Source organism: Shinella sp. GW821-FHT11G07 (assembly GCF_058808115.1).
Window position 1 is genome coordinate 193,558 of the sequence record NZ_JBXARJ010000009.1, and the last position, 16,331, is coordinate 209,888.

General features: G+C 63.5%; 21 protein-coding genes. 12 read left to right on the top strand and 9 right to left on the bottom strand.

All coding sequences use genetic code 11. The annotated features are described in order from the left end of the window. Positions 1 to 10 precede the first annotated feature (10 nt). The 4 genes from AC1RT2_RS18905 to AC1RT2_RS18920 all read right to left on the bottom strand — a co-directional run bounded on the left by AC1RT2_RS18905 (position 11) and on the right by AC1RT2_RS18920 (position 2,796). Positions 11 to 487, bottom strand: a complete 477-nt coding sequence (locus AC1RT2_RS18905) for an ester cyclase (RefSeq protein WP_493104312.1) — start codon at positions 485 to 487, stop codon at positions 11 to 13. 81 nt (positions 488 to 568) lie between these two features. Beyond that, positions 569 to 1,003 (bottom strand): DoxX family protein, encoded by a 435-nt coding sequence (locus AC1RT2_RS18910; protein WP_493104313.1) that lies wholly within the window; start codon positions 1,001 to 1,003, stop codon positions 569 to 571. A 258-nt stretch (positions 1,004 to 1,261) separates the two neighbouring features. Then, positions 1,262 to 1,858: an NADPH-dependent F420 reductase gene (locus AC1RT2_RS18915; protein WP_493104315.1), complete on the bottom strand. Its 597-nt coding sequence runs from the start codon at positions 1,856 to 1,858 to the stop codon at positions 1,262 to 1,264. A 32-nt stretch (positions 1,859 to 1,890) separates the two neighbouring features. Further along, positions 1,891 to 2,796 (bottom strand): pirin family protein, encoded by a 906-nt coding sequence (locus tag AC1RT2_RS18920; RefSeq protein WP_493104316.1) that lies wholly within the window; start codon positions 2,794 to 2,796, stop codon positions 1,891 to 1,893. Positions 2,797 to 2,927: 131 nt separating this feature from the next. Between AC1RT2_RS18920 and AC1RT2_RS18925 the strand changes: the two genes are divergently transcribed. Then, a complete protein-coding gene (locus tag AC1RT2_RS18925; RefSeq protein ID WP_493104318.1) occupies positions 2,928 to 3,854 on the top strand; it encodes a LysR family transcriptional regulator in 927 nt (308 codons plus the stop codon). Between the two features lie 25 nt (positions 3,855 to 3,879). Here AC1RT2_RS18925 and AC1RT2_RS18930 read toward each other — a convergent pair whose 3' ends face one another. From AC1RT2_RS18930 to wrbA, 5 genes are all read right to left on the bottom strand, one after another. After that, positions 3,880 to 4,824 (bottom strand): quinone oxidoreductase family protein, encoded by a 945-nt coding sequence (locus AC1RT2_RS18930; RefSeq protein ID WP_493104320.1) that lies wholly within the window; start codon positions 4,822 to 4,824, stop codon positions 3,880 to 3,882. A gap of 30 nt (positions 4,825 to 4,854) precedes the next feature. Further along, positions 4,855 to 5,625: an SDR family oxidoreductase gene (locus AC1RT2_RS18935; protein ID WP_493104322.1), complete on the bottom strand. Its 771-nt coding sequence runs from the start codon at positions 5,623 to 5,625 to the stop codon at positions 4,855 to 4,857. 30 nt (positions 5,626 to 5,655) lie between these two features. After that, positions 5,656 to 6,093 (bottom strand): ester cyclase, encoded by a 438-nt coding sequence (locus AC1RT2_RS18940; protein WP_444802031.1) that lies wholly within the window; start codon positions 6,091 to 6,093, stop codon positions 5,656 to 5,658. A gap of 29 nt (positions 6,094 to 6,122) precedes the next feature. Beyond that, positions 6,123 to 6,890 carry an SDR family NAD(P)-dependent oxidoreductase gene (locus AC1RT2_RS18945; protein WP_493104324.1) on the bottom strand — a complete coding sequence of 256 codons (768 nt, stop codon included), beginning with the start codon at positions 6,888 to 6,890 and terminating at the stop codon, positions 6,123 to 6,125. Between the two features lie 100 nt (positions 6,891 to 6,990). After that, entirely contained in the window at positions 6,991 to 7,590 is a 600-nt protein-coding gene (gene wrbA, locus AC1RT2_RS18950) for an NAD(P)H:quinone oxidoreductase (RefSeq protein ID WP_069063352.1), read from the bottom strand. Positions 7,591 to 7,868: 278 nt separating this feature from the next. Between wrbA and AC1RT2_RS18955 the strand changes: the two genes are divergently transcribed. The 11 genes from AC1RT2_RS18955 to AC1RT2_RS19005 all read left to right on the top strand — a co-directional run bounded on the left by AC1RT2_RS18955 (position 7,869) and on the right by AC1RT2_RS19005 (position 16,232). After that, positions 7,869 to 8,789 (top strand): LysR family transcriptional regulator, encoded by a 921-nt coding sequence (locus tag AC1RT2_RS18955; protein ID WP_493104327.1) that lies wholly within the window; start codon positions 7,869 to 7,871, stop codon positions 8,787 to 8,789. Positions 8,790 to 8,885: 96 nt separating this feature from the next. Beyond that, on the top strand, positions 8,886 to 9,962 hold the full coding sequence (locus AC1RT2_RS18960; protein ID WP_493104329.1) for an amidohydrolase family protein: 1,077 nt from the start codon (positions 8,886 to 8,888) through the stop codon (positions 9,960 to 9,962). After that, entirely contained in the window at positions 9,955 to 10,077 is a 123-nt protein-coding gene (locus AC1RT2_RS18965) for a hypothetical protein (protein ID WP_493104331.1), read from the top strand. The genes AC1RT2_RS18960 and AC1RT2_RS18965 overlap by 8 nt, the downstream gene beginning before the upstream one ends. 12 nt (positions 10,078 to 10,089) lie before the next feature. After that, complete coding sequence (locus AC1RT2_RS18970) at positions 10,090 to 10,293, top strand: hypothetical protein (RefSeq protein WP_493104333.1); 204 nt, start codon at positions 10,090 to 10,092, stop codon at positions 10,291 to 10,293. Next, positions 10,290 to 11,171: an alpha/beta fold hydrolase gene (locus AC1RT2_RS18975; RefSeq protein ID WP_493104335.1), complete on the top strand. Its 882-nt coding sequence runs from the start codon at positions 10,290 to 10,292 to the stop codon at positions 11,169 to 11,171. The genes AC1RT2_RS18970 and AC1RT2_RS18975 overlap by 4 nt, the downstream gene beginning before the upstream one ends. 128 nt (positions 11,172 to 11,299) lie before the next feature. Next, positions 11,300 to 12,064 (top strand): SDR family NAD(P)-dependent oxidoreductase, encoded by a 765-nt coding sequence (locus AC1RT2_RS18980; RefSeq protein ID WP_493104337.1) that lies wholly within the window; start codon positions 11,300 to 11,302, stop codon positions 12,062 to 12,064. A 31-nt stretch (positions 12,065 to 12,095) separates the two neighbouring features. After that, positions 12,096 to 12,785, top strand: a complete 690-nt coding sequence (locus AC1RT2_RS18985) for a fumarylacetoacetate hydrolase family protein (protein ID WP_493104339.1) — start codon at positions 12,096 to 12,098, stop codon at positions 12,783 to 12,785. Then, the gene (gene maiA / locus AC1RT2_RS18990) at positions 12,782 to 13,432 is read left to right on the top strand and encodes a maleylacetoacetate isomerase (RefSeq protein ID WP_493104341.1); all 651 of its coding nucleotides are present in this window, start codon (positions 12,782 to 12,784) and stop codon (positions 13,430 to 13,432) included. The genes AC1RT2_RS18985 and maiA overlap by 4 nt, the downstream gene beginning before the upstream one ends. Beyond that, a complete protein-coding gene (locus AC1RT2_RS18995) occupies positions 13,429 to 14,727 on the top strand; it encodes an MFS transporter (RefSeq protein ID WP_493104343.1) in 1,299 nt (432 codons plus the stop codon). The genes maiA and AC1RT2_RS18995 overlap by 4 nt, the downstream gene beginning before the upstream one ends. Continuing rightward, complete coding sequence (gene gtdA / locus AC1RT2_RS19000; protein WP_493104345.1) at positions 14,717 to 15,772, top strand: gentisate 1,2-dioxygenase; 1,056 nt, start codon at positions 14,717 to 14,719, stop codon at positions 15,770 to 15,772. Before AC1RT2_RS18995 ends, gtdA begins: the two co-directional genes overlap by 11 nt. Next, complete coding sequence (locus AC1RT2_RS19005) at positions 15,765 to 16,232, top strand: VOC family protein (protein ID WP_493104347.1); 468 nt, start codon at positions 15,765 to 15,767, stop codon at positions 16,230 to 16,232. Before gtdA ends, AC1RT2_RS19005 begins: the two co-directional genes overlap by 8 nt. Positions 16,233 to 16,331: the final 99 nt, after the last annotated feature.

Genomic DNA, 16,331 nt, shown 5'->3' on the forward strand with positions numbered 1-16,331 from the left:
AAATGAAGTCTTACCGCCCGAAGGCGCCGAGCTGGCGCAGGCCTGTCATCCAGTCCTCGGTATGCCAGGTTTTCTGGATCTTGCCGCCTTCGACGAGGTGAATGTCGACGGCCTGAATTCGGAGTTTTTTGCCGGATGCCGGAAGACCGGCAAAGGGTCCTGTCTGCGTGCCGGAAATGGTCGACCGGACAACGATCATGTTGCCCTCCGCGACGATGTCCTCGACTGCGATCCGGAAGTCCGGGAAGGCGGTGTGAAGCATCTTCAGAAGGGACTTTGCAGTTTGGGCTCCAGGCGCGGCATCGGGTGCATCGGGGATGTCGCGCCAGGTGTCGGAAAGGATGGCTTCGAGGATTTCCGGCTGGTTCCGGTCGAAGGCTTCGTACCACTTGACCGCGATTGCCGTTTCTTGGTTTTCCGGTGCCGCCATGACCCCTTGGCCAACAAGGAGCGCGGCCACCAGCGGGAGAATTTTCAGAATGCGCATGGGTTTTTCTGTTCGATCGATGTTTTGGGGGATTTGACGGAACGGGAGAACGCCGGCCCGAGGCCGGCGTGATCCACCCGCTTAGCGGCGCCAGCCGTCGATGCTGAACTTGCCGCCGCCGAGTGCGATGACATTCAGCAGGCCACCGGCCATGGCGATGTTCTTGAAGAAGTGGACGAACTGGTTGAGGTCCGCGAGATCGTTGTGGAAGCTCACGGCGGTCGCGACCGAGAACACGGCGAGCACGGCGGCGACAAGGCGTGTCTGGTAACCCAGCGCAAGGGCGAGGCCGCCGATGATTTCCACGATGAGTGCCGTGCCATACGCCAGCGTCGGGAAGGGCAGGCCGACGGATTCGATGTAGCCGATCGTCATGGCCGGAGCGGCAAGCTTGTTCAGACCGGAAAGCACGAAAATCAGGCTGATGAGAATGCGGCCGGCGGTCGGCAGGACAGCCTGTACGGCGGCGGAAGAGGCCAGGTCTTCTACCTGGCGGGCGATTGCTGTGTGCGACATGTTCGTATCCTTTTCGAAATCGGCAGGCCACCACGGCCGCCCTGTGAGAAGCACTATGGCGTCACCTGACTCATCGTAAAAGCCGAATAAAATAGACAATAACGCTCTATAATTTCGAATAGTTTCTCGCCAGCTGTGACCGGTGGTGGCCTTGATCGGCAGCAGTGAATCCCAACGCGAAAAGCCCCCATCGTTTGTGCGATGAGGGCTTTTCGCGTTGGATGTGAAGCGTATCGACCGTGCGGCGAAAAGGCTCCGTCAGCCCTTCCTGATCAGATTGACGGCGACCAGCGGACCGCCGAACTGCTGGACGGGCGCGGACGCCTTGAGGCTGCCGAGATTGAGCGCAGCGAAACCCAGCTTCTCGATCAGGCCGACGACGCTGGCATTGGCTGCCTCATCATCGCCCGACAGCAACACGACCCGGCGCCCGGAGGCCTCGACGGGATCGGCGGCCAGAACCGCGGCCGGTATCGTGTTGAAGGCCTTGACCACTTTCGCGCCGGGCAGAGCCTCGGCGACGATTTCGCTCGACAGTCTGCCGCCGAGATCGGCGGGACGGAATTCGGGGAACTGGATCGCGTTCGTCGCGTCGACGACGATGGTGCCCGACCAGTCCTTGCGCACCTTTGCAAGGTCTGGCACCGCCGTGAACGGCAGGGCGAGGATGACAATATCCTGCGCCAGGGCTTCGTCGAGTTCGACAGGGATGACTGCGTCGCCATGTTTCCCGGCGACGGCGTCGAGGGATGCCGCGCCCCGGCTGTTGGCCACCTTGACCGGTATGCGCTTTGCCGAAAAATGCGTGATGAGAGCCGAGCCGATCGCGCCCGAGCCGATGATTGCGTAGGTCATGTTCGCTTTCCTTTGGGTTCGTTGGGTTGGGGTTACGTTATGTTTGCCGGCCCATCGGGCAGCGGCGTAAACTCGGTTTCTCCCGGCACGCCCGGGAACTCCCGGTTTCGCCAGTCGCGGGCCGCCTGCTCGATCCGGTCTCGGCGGCTCGACACGAAATTCCAGAAGATGTGCCGTTTCTCGGCGAGCGGCTCGCCGCCAAGCACCATCAGCCGCGCCGGGCCGATCGCCTTGAGGACGATTTCGGAACCGGGCTTGAAGACGATCAACTGGTCCGCCGTGAAACGCTCGTCCTGCCCGGCGACCTCGATGGCGCCGCTGACGACGAAGACGGCCCGCTCGATATGCTCCCCGTCGATGCGAAAGCGTGCGCCGGAGACGAGAGCCACATCGGCATTGAACAGGTCGGAGAAGGTTTTTGTCGGCGCGCGCCGGCCATGCAGCGAACCAGCGATCAGGCGCATGTCGATGCCCTCGCCCTCGACGCGCGGCAGTTCGTGTGCGCCAAGATGCTGGAAGCCGGGGTCGGTTTCCTCATGGCTTGCCGGCAGCGCCACCCAGCTCTGGAAGCCGAACAGCCGCCCGCCCGCTTCCCGCAGCGTGTCGCTGCTGCGCTCGGAATGGACGATGCCCCGTCCCGCGGTCATGACGTTGACCTCGCCGGGCTTGATCTTCTGGACGTAGTTCTCGCTGTCGCGATGGATGATCTCGCCGTCGATCAGATAGCTGATCGTCGAAAGCCCGATATGCGGGTGCGGCCGGGAGTCGATGCCGGCGCCGGCGCCGAAGGTCACAGGCCCGAAACTGTCCAGGAAGATGAAAGGACCGACGGTCCGCCGCAGCGGCGAGGGTAGCGCGCGTTTCACCGAAAAACCGCCGAGATCGCGTGTCGCCGGAAGAATGATCTGTTCTATTCGGGCATTCGAAGCGAATGTCATTTTGAGCTCCTTCAACGATCCCCACTTCAGCCGGAAGGCGAGGAGGATGTTGCTGTCGAGCTTCAAATTACCGCTGGTGGCTTGCGGAAAAAACTGACATAAATTGGACAGGAACGTTCGAGGAAATAGATATGCAGAATCCCGGCATGCCCACCCTTGACCAGCTCAAGGTGTTTCTCACGGTGGTGGATGTCGGGAGTTTTGCAGGGGCCGCGCGCAAGCTGGGGCGTGCCACGTCGGTGATCAGCTATTCGATAGCCAATCTCGAAGCGCAACTCGGCGTCTCGCTGTTCGACCGCGACACGACGAAGAAGCCGCAGCTGACGACGGAGGGGCGCACCGTGCTGGCGGAGGCGAGGATCGTCTCGAACGGCATTAATGGCTTGCGTGCCAAAGTGCGGGCCATGCTCGAAGGCGTGGAGCCGGAAATTCACGTCGCGCTGGATGTCATGCTGCCCGCCTCGCGCGTCACCGATGCCCTGAAAGCCTTCAGCGAAGCCTTCCCCTCCGTGACGCTGCATCTCTATGTCGAGGCTCTGGGGGCGGTCACGCAAATGGTGCTGAACCGGGCGGCGGTGATCGGCGTCAGCGGCCCGCTCGACATCGAGGTCGACGGGCTGGAGCGGATCGGCGCCGGTTTCGTCCACCTCATTCCGGTGGCAGCACCTTCGCACCCTCTGGCGAAGGCGGGAAAAAACCTGCCGGGCGCCGGGCGCGAACATGTGCAGCTCGTGCTGACTGACCGCTCGACCTTGACGCAAGGGTTTCAGCTGGGGGTCGTCGGCGCACGTACCTGGCGACTGGCCGACCTGGGTTCCAAACACATGCTTTTGAAGGAGGGCATGGGCTGGGGCAACATGCCCGAGCCCATGGTGCGCGAGGATATCCGGACGGGCCGTCTGGTCCATCTCGACATGCCGGATTGCAAGGGTGGCCCCTACCGGCTCCAGGCGGTTCACCGCACCGATGTTCCCCCCGGTCCAGCGGGCCGCTTCCTGATTGCGCATTTCGAAAATCAGGCCGAAGACGACGACATGACCTATTCCAATCGGTGGTAGCCTCCGCCAAGGTCGGCCACGGCCGTCATTTCATGACGAGGACATTTTTTTCCGCCGCTTCGCCCGCCGCTGTGCTGCGATAGGCGTCGGCGGCTTGATCGAACGGCCATTCCCGCAACGGCGGCTTCTTGAAGGCGCCGCCGTCGAACGCTGCCTTGAGCCGGTCGAGAATGCCGGCGATCTCCTCGCCCGTGAGTTTTGCGGTATCGACGCCCAAAAGTGTCGAGCGGTTGTGATAGAAGTCGGCAAGGTCGAACTCGACGCGCTTCTGACCGACACTGGTGATGACGAGTTGGCGGCCACCCAGGGCCAGTGATTTGAGCGCCGGCTCGAACATTGGGCCACCGACCGCATCGAGCACCACGTCGGCGCCCTTGCCCCAGGTGGCCGCGCGGACGGCCTCCGGCAGGTCTTTTTTCGAGAGGTCGATGAAGTCGTCCGCCTCGTTCGCGGCCTTGTTTCTCGCCGCCACGATGGTGCGGGCGCCGAGGTGACGGGCGATCTGCGTGGCGGCGCGCCCGACGGCGCCGAGGCCACCGGTGATCAGCAGGGTTTCGCCCGCCTTTAGCGCACCGACATCGACAAGCGCATGCCAGGCCGTGACGAAAGGTGCTCCGACCGCCGCGGCCTCGGCCATCGACAGAGTGGCGGGTTTCTCCGACAGCCAGCTTGCAGGCAGAACGACATAGTCCGCATGCGCGCCATCGCGCCGGAACCCGAAGCCGGCGCCACTCCCCCAGACCTCCTTGCCGGCAAGGTCGCCTCCGACGACAACACCGGCAAAATCGCGGCCGGGCGTGCGCGGAACCGAGCCGCCGAACAGGCCGCTGACGATCTTCACGTCACTCGGATTGATCGCCGCCGCACGGACCTTGACCAGCACCTCGCCGGCATTGAGGGCGGGAACGGGGATATCCTGATGGGTCAGGACATCCGGCGTACCGAATTGTTCAAAACGAAGGGCTTTCATCGTCAAAAATCCTTTGCGGAGCGTTTCGCGTCAGAGGACGGCCAGCAGGCCGCCGTCCACGAGGAGTGCGATGCCCGAGACGTAGCTGGAGAGATCCGAGCCGAGATAGGCGACTGCGTCACCCACTTCGGAGGGCTGACCGAGGCGGCGTAGCGGCGTGCGCTTGCGAAACCCTTCGGATGCCTCGGCAATGCCGGGGCTGGTGCGCAGCAATTCGGTATCGATGGTTCCCGGTGCCACGGCGTTGACGCGGATGCCGTCTGGGCCCAGCGCGTCGGCCAGCGATTTCGCCATCAGCACCACCCCGCCCTTGCTGGTGGAATAGGCGACGGTGATGCCGGCGCCCGATATGCCGCCCATGCTGGCCATCAGCACAATGCTGCCGCCCTTGCCGTTCGCCTTCATCTGGCGGGCCGCCGCCTGCGCGCCGAACAGCGGACCGTCGAGATTGATCGACAGCAGCCGGTGATAATCGTCCTCCGGCACGTCCGCGCCGTCGTTGCGCAGCGTAATGCCGGCATTGGCGACCATGACGTCGACGCCACCGAATTCGGCCGATGCGGCGATGAGCGCGTCGTTGTCGGCGCGTTTGCTGACATCGGTCTTCACGAAACGGGCGGCCGAGCCGATGGCCTCGATCTCCTCGACGGTCGGCCTGCCGCCTTCGCGCGGCTCTTCGATGATGTCGGCGACGATCACGGCCTTGGCGCCATGTTCGGCGGCGCGGATGGCGATGGCGCGGCCGATGCCGCTCGATGCGCCTGTCACGACCACCACCTTGTTCTTCAGAATGTCACTCATTGCAGTCTTCCTTCGGGATGATGGACTGGCTCAAGCTGTCGGCTGGAGTTGGAGGCCGAGCTGGCCGACGAGTGAATAGAGATTGGCGACACCCCAATGCTCGGTGATCTTGCCGTCGACGACGCGCATGGCATCGACCGTTTCGAATTGGATGGTCTTGCCGGTCGGAGGAATGCCGAGAAAGGTGCCCTTGTGCGTGCCGTGATAGGTCTTGAAGGTCGTGACGAGATTGCCGTCGGCCGCTTGCCAATGAATGTCCGCGTGGAAATCCGGAAACGCCTGGCGCAGGCCGGCATAGAGGCCACGCACGCCTTCCTTGTCCGGCACCATGTTCGGCTGCGGCGTGTGGTCGAGAAAATCCTCGGAAAAGACTTCGTCGAAGACGGCGAAATTGCCCTTTCCTTGCACTTCCTCGGTGTTGCGGCGCACCACTGCGATCGCGGCTTCGCTTTCTGCACTTCTGGTCATGGTCGTATCCTTCGTGTCTGGAATTGGGGTTAAAGTTCAAAACCGCCGATGGTCATGCCGCCGTCGACGACGATCATCTGGCCAAAGATGTAGCTTGCGGCCGGGGAGCTCAGCCAAACGGCGACCTCGGCCAGTTCGCGCGGCTGGCCGCCGCGCTTGGCAGGGATGGCCTTTCGGGCGAGGTCGGCGAAGGCCGGGTTCTGGGCGCTGTTGGCCACCACCATCGGCGTGTCGGTCCAGCCCGGGGCAAGCGCGTTTACGCGGATATTGCGGCTGGCATTTTCCATCGCCGCGACGCGGGTCAGGCCGTGAATGCCGTGTTTGGAGGCGGCATAGGCGCTCATGCCGCCCGGTCCCGTCAGTGCGGCGACGGAGGCGGTGTTGGTGATCGCGCCGGCACCCGTCTTCGCGATCAGCGGGATCTCGTATTTCATGCCGAGGAACACGCTGCGCAGGTTGACGGTCAGCACCCGATCGAAATCGTCGGTCGGGTAGTCCTCGATGCGGTGAGTACCGCCGGTGATGCCGGCATTGTTGAACGCTGCGTCCAGTCGGCCGGTGTCCCTTTCGATGCGCGCGAGAAAGGCTTTCACCTCCGCCTCGCTCGAAACGTCGATCCGTTGGATGTCGATCTTTCCCGGCGCCGCGACGTCCTTGGTTTCCTCAAGGCCGCCCAGATTGAGGTCGGCCGCGAAAACATGGGCGCCACGCTCGGCAAACAATCTTGCCGCCTCCCGGCCGATCCCCGAGCCTGCGCCGGTGACCAGAACCACTTTACCGTCGAAATCAGTAGGCATGGCTTCGCTCCTCGCCCGCGCTGCGGGACGACGCTTCCGTTGTGATTGTCGGTGTTGAAGAGTGTGGGCCGGGGGAGTGAACCCCCGGCCGATCAGTAGGTCAGCCGAAGACCTTGATGGCAGCGGCAGCAACGAGTTCGCCCTGGTGGCGTGCGCCGGCGAGGTCGATTTCGGTCGGCTGGCGCGATCCGTCGCCGCCTGCCACCGTGGTCGCACCATAGGGTGCACCGCCGACGATTTCGTCCACGCTCATCTGGCCCTGATGGCTGTAGGGAAGGCCGACAATCATCATACCGAAATGCAGGAGGTTGGTGATGATCGAAAACAGCGTGGTTTCCTGTCCGCCGTGCTGCGTGGCACTGGAGGCGAAGGCGCCGCCGATCTTGCCGTTCAGGGCGCCGCGCGCCCAAAGGCCGCCGGCCTGGTCGAGAAAGGCTGCCATCTGCGAGGTGATGCGGCCAAAACGCGTGCCGGTGCCGATGACGATGGCGTCATAGTCCGCCAGCTCCGCGACGGTGGCGATTGGCGCCTTCTGGTCGAGCTTGAAATGGGCGTTGCGGGCAATCTCTTCCGGCACGGTTTCCGGAACGCGTTTGACGTCGACTTCGGCTCCGGCCTTGCGGGCGCCCTCCGCGACGGCATAGGCCATCGTCTCGATATGTCCGTAGGTCGAATAATAAAGGACCAGTACCTTCGCCATTTTGTTCTCCGTTGGTTGGATGCAGTCGCCCTTGCGGCTTGGGAATAAGCTGGCATCAAACGGCTTGGGGGAACAGTCGAATAAAATGAGTGGTTACGGTCGAAGAAATCGAACGGTGCATGGGACCTGATTGTCATTGGACCTGTCCGCCAGGACGAATGGTGCGATCGTTCGAGTATTTCGACCGTAACCCTCGAATCTTTGCCGCTATTGCCGGATTTTCAGACGTGTAGCCTTTCCGAACACACAAGCGCGTGCGCTTGGGAAAGGAGGCGGTCATGGACCTGCGCAGACTTCGCTACTTCGTGGCCGTCGCCGAAGAACTTCATTTCGGACGGGCAGCCGACCGGGTGCATGTGGTGCAATCGGCCGTCAGCCAGCAGCTGAAGCTCCTGGAGGACGAACTCGGCTTCACCCTGATCAAGCGTTCGCGCCAGGATGTCAGCCTCACCTTGCTCGGCGAGGTCTTTCTTCCGGAGGCGCGCGACATCCTGCAGCGCACCGACGAAGCGGTCCGGCGCTTGAAGGCATCGGCCAGCGGCATTGTCGGGCGCCTCTCCATCGGCTTCGTCGACAATGTGCTGTGGACGCTGCTGTCGCCGATCATCCGGGATTTTCGCGAGCGCTGGCCGCATGTCGATCTCAAGCTGATCCCGATGGACCGGGATGTCCAGGTCGAGGCCATAGCCGGCGGCGCGGTCGATATCGGCATCATCCCGGCCCCCTCCCATCTCGCGGCTTCAGTCCGTACCGAGGTGCTGATTTCCGCGCCGCTGATGGTCGCGCTTCCATCGGCGAACGGGCTGGCGTTGAAGGCTGCGGTATCGATGACGGAGCTCGCCGCGGAGCCTTTCGTGACCTTCCCCCTGCAGATGAACAGCCGCATTCTGGATCTGCTCAAGACAGCCTGTGCGGGCGCGGGTTTTGCGCCGCGTGTCACGCAGGAGGGCGGGCAGTTGCACACGCTGCTCTCCCTCGTCAGTGCCGGGCTTGGTGTCACGCTGGTGCCGAAATGGGTGGCGCAGCTTCCCCAGCCGGGAGTGGTCTTCCGCGACCTCATGGACTTTGACACGCCTTACGAACTGCTCCTCGCCTGGAAGGACGATGAGCCGAACCCGTCTGCCGTCACCTTCCGCGAGGTGGCGCATGACGTTGTGCAGGAGATCTTGAGCGGTACGTCGCGTGCCGGCAGGCCCTGATCTCAAATCCAGATCACGAGGTCATTAATCCTCGTTGGACGAAGATCATAAATTTTAGAACACTTCAAGCAACGGAAATCGAGATGGGAGCTCCCGATGATAGACGGCCTGAACGTGATAGACGCGGTCATCCATGCCTACAATATGGATGAACGAAATTTTGCAAACCGCTTCGCAAAACCCTTATGCGATCTTGTCTATGACTCTGTCATGGCGGCCGCACTGCCCGGCTATGCTCCGACACGAAAACAATTCTACCGGGACTGGAGTATCGAAGAGACGGTCGATCAGGTTTTTGTCGAAAGCGACACGGATCTGGCGGTCTATCACGCTCTGCCGATCTACTCCTTTCACGATGGGCTCTGTAGTTTCGAAAAGGCCGTCGAGGCGAAAAAACGGTGGCCGAACCGGATGATCACCTATTGCGGCGTCGATCCGCTGACGGGTACCGCCGCGCTCGACGAACTCGAACGCCAGGTCGAAATCCTGAAGCCCGTCGGCCTGAAACTCTATCCCAACAGCTGGGTCGGCCAGGAAATCCAGGGCTGGAAGATGGACGACCCGGAGGTGGCCTTCCCGCTGTTCCAGCGGGCGCAGGAGCTCGGCATCAAGGTGGTGGCGATCCACAAGGCGCTGCCGCTCGGCCCGGTCGCCATCGAACATTATCGCGTCAGCGATATCGACCGTGCCTGCATGGCCTTTCCGGATCTCAATTTCGAGATCATCCATGGCGGCATGGCCTTTGCGGAAGAGACCGCCTGGCAACTGGCGCGCTTCCCCAATGTCTATGTGAACCTCGAAATCACCTGCGCGCTGGCCGCGACCCGGCCGGCCGCCTTCCAGCACATCATGGCCTCGCTCGTCGGCCCCGGCGGACAGAATGCAATCGACCGCATCCTCTGGGGGACCGGCGCGATGGCCTTCCATCCGCAGCCGCTGCTCGAAGCGTTTGTGCACAAGTTCGCTTTCCCCGACGAACTGGTTTCCGGCGCGGGCCTGCCGCAGATCGACCGGGCGGCGAAGAAGAAGATCCTCTTCGACAACTATGCCCGCATGACCGGCCTCGACCTGGAATCGCGGATTGCCGCAACGAAGGACGACGGGTTCGCCAAGCGCCGCCGCGCAGGTGTCGCAGCACCCTTCTCGACGATGCAGGAGGCGGCCTATGCTTGACGAGGCAGCAATCTACGAGGCCCTCGAACGGGTCGTGGACCCGTGCTCGATCGCGACGGGTGCGCCGATCACGCTCAGGGAAATGGGCATGATCGAATCGATCGACATCGACTAAGGCGCGGTGCGGGTGACGTTGAGGTTGACCAGTCCTGTCTGCTGGCAGGCCGCCAACATCATCGCCATGGTCGAAAAGGCGGTCGGCGCCCTGCCGGGTGCCGACAGTGTGGTCTGCGCACTGAACGGCCGGGCGCAGTGGATGCCCGACATGATGCATCCGGACGCAACAGCACGCCTGCGGCGCCTGCGTCCGTTGCCGGAGGCGCGGCCATGAGCGCCGCCGAAAAGGTTCCGCCGGTCACAAAGGCCTATCGCAGCCGTTTCGTGAGTGTCGACGGAATCCGCACGCACTATCTTGAGGCCGGTGAAGGGCCGGCCGTCGTGCTACTGCACAGCGGCGAGTTCGGCGGGTGTGCGGAACTGAGCTGGGAGTACCTCATACCCCGGCTTGTGGAACACTACCGGGTGATCGCGCCGGATTGGCTCGGTTTCGGGCAGACGGCGAAGATCCATGACTTCGACGGCAAGCGGGCGCGTATGATCGCGCATATGGCACGCTTCCTCGAGGTTCTGGCGATTGATCGGGCGTCGTTCATCGGCAATTCCATGGGGGCGACGTTCCTGCTGCAGATCGCGGCGGAACGGCATCCGGGTTTTGCCATCGACAGGCTCGTGGCGATCAGCGGCGGCGGCTGGATGTCGGAGAACGAGGCGCGCAGGCGGCTCACCCATTATGATGGCAGCCTCGACGGCATGGTCGGTATCCTCCAGTCTCTGTTCGAGGGCAGCGTCTGGCACAGCGATGAGGAGTACGTCCGTCGGCGCCATGCGCTCAGCATCGCGCCGGGCGCCTGGGAGGCGGTGGCGGCCGCGCGCTTCCGCTCGCCGAATGCCCCGGAGCGCAAGGAATTCGGACAGGCTGATGCAACGAACTATGAGGCGGTCGGCATTCCGACGCTGCTGATCGCCGGGGCGGAGGACAAGCTGCGCCTGCCCGGCTACGCCAGCGAAGTGGCCAAGCGCATTCCGGGCGGCACGGTCGCCGTCATCCCGGGTTGCGGCCATTGCGCCAATATCGAGCGGCCGGACATCGTGGGGGATCTCATCCTCGATTTCCTGGCGGACGCGGCCGGACAACCCGTCGCGGCCTGACCACCGCAGGGCAACTATCAAATGACCATCGAAAATCGACCGCGTCGCGAAAGCGGCGGCAACGAACACCTGCGCCCGAAAACGGCGCAGGGACCCATCACCGGCATCAACCATTCAGGGAGCATGACATGCCCAATCGTCTCAAAGGAAAAGTTGCAATCGTCACCGGCGCCGCCAGCGGCATCGGCCAGGGAACCGCACTGCTGTTTGCCCGGGAGGGCGCGACCGTCATCGGCGTCGATGTCAACCAGGAGGCGCTGGCCGGCACCGTGGCCACCGCAAAGGCCGACGGTTTCGAGATCGACCCCGTCTCCTATGACCTGACCAGCGAAGCGGGTGCTGCCGCCCTCATGGACTATGTCGCGCAAAAATACGGCGGCATCGACACGCTGGTGACGGCGGCGGGCTTCGTCGAGTTCGCTGCCGTGCCCGACATGACGCTGGTGCAGTGGCACAAGACGCTGAAGGGCGAACTCGACATCGTCTTCCTGCCCGTGCGCGCCGCCTGGCCGCATATGATCAAACGCGGCGGCGGCAGTATCGTCAACTTCGCCTCGATCTCCGCCTGGGGCGCCACGCGCAACATGGGCGCAATCGCCCATTTCACCGGCAAGGGCGGCGTGCTCTCGATGACCCGCCAGATGGCCTATGAGGGTGCGCGCCACGGCATCCGCGCCAACACGGTCTCGCCCGGCATCATCCACACCCCGGCCGCCCAATTCGCCTTCGACAACCTACCGGGCTTCGAAGACTCCATGAAGACCAACACGATGATCGGCCGCCACGGCAAGCCCGATGATGTCGCCTGGGCCATCGTCTACCTCGTCTCGGACGAGGCGAGCTGGGTGACCGGCACGGACATCAAGGTGGATGGCGGCCTCACGGCCTGGTGAGGCCCCAATCCCGGGATCGACGGAGAGTGTGATGACGAGCAGTTACGTATTCCAACCCCCTTCCGTCTCGACCGTCCCGGTTGTCGGTGGGGGCGACTTTCCGGTCCGGCGCATCTACTGCGTCGGCCGGAACTATGAGGCCCATGCGCGGGAAATGGGTTTTGAGGTCGATCGGGAGGAGCCGTTCTTCTTCCTGAAACCCGGCGATACGGTGGAACTGGACGGCGCGCGCATTCCCTATCCGCGGATGACCGGCAACTACCATTACGAGGTCGAGCTGGTCGTCGCCATCGGCAAGGCAGGAGCGAATATTCCCGTCGAGGACGCCGCGTCCCATATCTTCGGCTATGCCGTCGGCCTCGACATGACGCGCCGCGACGTGCAGATCGCCGCCCGTGAAAAAGGCCGCCCGTGGGACATGGGCAAGGCGTTCGATCGCTCCGCGCCTATCGGCGAGATCGTTCCCCTAGCCCGATGGAACGCCGTCGCGGATGCGACGATGACGCTCGACGTCAACGGTGAGCGTCGGCAGGAAAGCAGGCTCGCCAAGCTGATCTGGTCGGTCGGCGAGATCATCCACTGGCTGTCGCGCTACATGGACCTCGCCCCCGGCGACCTCATCTATACCGGCACGCCCGAGGGCGTCGGTGCCGTGGTGCGCGGTGACGCGCTCGAAGCCCGCATCGATGGCCTTCCGCCGCTTCGGGTGTCGGTCACATGAGCGAACCCGTCACTCTCCACGGCTACTACCGCTCGTCGGCTTCGTTCCGGGTCCGCATCGCGCTCAACCTCAAGGGCGTGGCGTACACAACCATTCCGCATCACTTGCGGCGCGGCGAACAGACCCAGCCGCACTATCGCCGGATCAATCCGCAGGGTCTGGTCCCGGCGCTGGAGATCGACGGAAAGACGTTCACGCAGTCGCTCGCCATCATCGAATACCTGGACGAGACGCGGCCCGAGCCGCCATTGCTGCCCGGTGACGCCGCAGGCAGGGCCCGGGTCCGCGCGCTTGCGCAGATCATCGCCTGCGATGTGCATCCGATCGACAATCTGCGGGTGCTTAATTACCTGCGCGGGCCGCTCGGCCTGCCGGATGAGGCGGTCGCCCGCTGGTACAACCACTGGATTGCCGAAGGATTTTTCGCGCTGGAGGCCGCGCTTTCGACAAGCGCCGAGACCGGCCGGTTCTGCCATGGCGATACGGTGTCGCTCGCCGATATCTGCCTCGTGCCGCAGGTCATCAACGCAAAAACCTACGCCTTGGACCTCTCTCCCTTTCCGACATTGAAACGTATCGCGGAAGCAGCACTGGCGCTCACCGCTTTCGAACAGGCTTTGCCAGCCAACCAGGAGGATGCAGAATGATACCCGTCGTGACCAATGCAAACGATACGGTCGACCGATCCGGCCGGCCGAAGGGCTATGAGTGGAAGGCGGTGACGCTGCTGTCGCTCGGCCTTGGCCTCGTCGGCGTCGACCGGTTCATCATCGTGCCGATGATGCCGGTTCTCGCCAGCGATCTCGGCCTCGACTACCAGGATCTCGGCATTATAACCGGCGCGCTCGCGGTGGCCTGGGGCCTGTCCTCGCTCTTCACCGGCAACCTGTCCGACCGCTTCGGCTTCAAGAAAATCATCGTTCCGGCTTTGTTCATCTTCTCGCTGATCGCCGGTTTCAGCGGTCTTGCAACGGGCCTTGCCTCGCTTGTGCTGGCGCGTGTGTTGATGGGGCTGGCCGAAGGCGCCTTCACCCCCGCGAGCATCATCGCGACGATGGACGCCTCGCCGCCGAAAAGGCACGGGCTGAACGTCGGCATCCAGCAGACCATGCCGGCGCTGCTCGGCCTTGGCCTTGCGCCGCTGGCAGTGACGCAACTGCTCAAGGTTATCGATTGGCCCTGGATCTTCCTGATGGTCGCCATCCCCGGCGTGGTCATCGCCTACCTGTTGCACCGCGTCCTGCAGCAGTCTACCCCATCGGAAATCGCCGCCCACAGCGCGACCCATGATGCCGGCACACACACCTGGTACGAGGTCTTCACCTACCGCAACGTGCCGCTCGCCATTCTCTGCCAGCTGTTCTGGCTGACCTGCATCATCGTCGTGGCAGCACTGTTTCCGAGCTATCTGGTGGACTACCTGCACCTTAACATGGACCAGATGGGCCTCATCCTGTCCTCCATGGGTTTTGGCGGCGCGCTCGGCGCCCTGACGCTGCCCGCACTGTCCGACCGTATCGGCCGCAAACCCGTCATGCTGCTCTCCGCCGTGCTGGCCTTCGGCGCCTTCTGGATTTTCGGCGGGGCCGGCGCGAACGTCACCGTGCTCTTCCTCTGCATGATGGTCGCGATGGGCAGCCTTTATGCGCTTCTCACACTGACGGTCGGCCCGATCACCGCGGAATCCGTGCCCGCCCGCCTGATGGCGACGGGCTCCGGCATGGTCATCGGCATCGGCGAGATTTTCGGCGGCGGCTTTGCGCCTGCCATCGCCGGCACCATCGCAAAACACTACGGCATCGAGCACGCCGCCGCGGTCCCGCTCTATGCCCTCGGTCTTGGCATCGTCGTCATCCTGCTACTCAAGGAAACCGCCCCCATCCGCCTTCGCGGCAAGACCATCGCGGAACCGCTTGCAACAGGAGGCGCGCATGTCGGCTGATCATCTCACGGCGACCTCCACGGAGGCAGTACGCCAGGGCTTCTATGACCGGATCAGCCGGAGCAACATGACGCCGCTATGGACGTCGCTGGCTGATCTCGTAACCCCCACCCCGCGCAGCCTTTGCCGCCCAGCGCATTGGGATTTTTCGACGATTCGCGAGGCGATCCTGGAGGCGGGCGACTTGATCACGGCGAAGGAGGCGGAGCGGCGCGTCCTCGTCCTGGAAAACCCCGGCCTGCGCGGGCAATCGAAAATCACCACCGATCTTTATGCCGGGGTGCAGCTCGTGCTGCCCGGTGAGGTAGCCCCGGCGCACCGCCATACGCAAAGCGCGCTGCGTTTCGTGCTGGAGGGTAGCGGCGCCCACACCACCGTCAACGGCGAGAAGACCATCATGCACGAGGGCGATTTCATCATCACCCCGCCGATGGCCTGGCATGATCACGGAAACCAGAGTTCGGACCCCATCTTCTGGCTGGATGGGCTCGACATTCCCATCGTGCAGTTCCTCGACGCGTCGTTTGCCGAACATCTCGACCGGGACGAGCAACCGCTGGACCGCCCGATCGGCGACAGTGACGCCCGCTATGGCGCGAACTTGCTGCCCGTCGATCACGGCGCGGGTGACGGCACGTCCCCCGTCTTCAACTACCCCTACGACCGAACCCGCGACGCACTCGAACGCATGCGCCGCCACGACGCCTGGGATCCGTACCATGGGCTGAAAATGCGCTACACCAATCCGATCACCGGCAACCACGCCATGGCGACCATCGGCACCTTCATCCAACTGCTGCCGAAAGGGTTTGCGACCGCCCGCTATCGTTCGACGGACGCCACCGTTTTCGTGCCGATCGAAGGTCGGGGCCGCACCCATATCGGTGACACGGTCATCGAATGGGGCAAGCGCGATATCTTCGTCGTGCCCTCGTGGCATCATGTCTGGCATGAGACCGACGAGGACAGCGTGCTGTTCTCCTTCTCCGACCGTCCCGTACAGCAGGCGCTCTATCTGTTTCGGGAAGAGCGCGGCCATGCTTGACAGTGTATCCGGCATCGCCGTGCATCATGTCGGGATCACGGTCACATCCCTCGAAACGTCGCTGCGTTTCTGGGTCGATATTCTCGGCTTCGACCTGGTCGGGCGCGATGTGTTGCAGGATCGTGATTTCGTCCGCGACGTCACGGGCGTCCATGACGGATCGATCGAACTTGCCATGCTGGCCAAGGGGCCGCACGTCGTGGAATTGCTGGAGTACAAGACGGCGCTTGGGCGAAAACCGCTTGCCTTCCAGGCCTGCGACAGCGGTGCGTCGCATCTCGGCTTGCTGGTGGAGGATGCCGATGCCTTGCTGTGCGTGGTGGCGAGCCATGGCTGGGTGGCCTTCGGCCTGCCGCAGACGGTGGAGAAAGGTCCCTGGACCGGCCGGCGCGTCGCCTACCTGAAGGGGCCGGACAATGTGCTGATCGAACTCGTCGAACCAGGTCCGGGGGAGGACTAAGCGGGTGCCGGGGGCATCCGGCCCCGCACCCGCTCATGCGCCCATCGGAAATCTGGAACGTTACGTTCGACACTATCGGGCTGGTTGGCACACGCAGCG